1 protein-coding gene is annotated in these 468 nt (G+C 66.0%); it reads right to left on the bottom strand.

Annotated features, from left to right (window positions below; genetic code table 11):
- A partial coding sequence (locus EN884_RS38160) for a PfkB family carbohydrate kinase (RefSeq protein WP_245492079.1) occupies nucleotides 1–448 on the bottom strand: 448 nt, incomplete at its 3' end.
- Nucleotides 449–468: the final 20 nt, after the last annotated feature.

Below are 468 nucleotides of genomic sequence, written 5' to 3' on the forward strand. Positions count from 1 at the left end.
GGCGGATCAGGCCGGCTCGCTCCGCGGCGCCGAGCGGCTTGATCTCCTCTTCATCGAAACGCAGCACCTGCTGGTTGAGCGCGCTGAAGCGGCTTTTGGACGATGTCATGCGACCAGGCTCCTGCGCGAGGCCCGCCGTATCGGCGCCAAGTTCCCGCAGCATCCGCACCAGACTGTCGCCCGCCAGATCGGCGCCGATTACGGAAACGGGGACAGCGGCAGCGCCGAGCGAAACGATGTTGGCCACGACATTGCCGGCGCCGCCCATGGTCGAGGTCTCGCCGCGCCCATGCAGCACCGGGATCGGCGCTTCCGGCGAGATCCGCTCGATGACGCCGTTGACGAAACGATCGAGGATGAAGTCGCCGACCACCAGCACGGTGGCTTGGCCGAACCGCGCAATGGCGCGGTGCAATGGTTCTGGAGAAGGCGGATTGTGCTTGATCATGTCACTGGCAACGCGAGGGT

The organism is Mesorhizobium sp. M7A.F.Ca.AU.001.01.1.1 (assembly GCF_004022735.1).
In the GTDB taxonomy this organism is placed as follows: Bacteria; Pseudomonadota; Alphaproteobacteria; order Rhizobiales; family Rhizobiaceae; genus Mesorhizobium; species Mesorhizobium ciceri.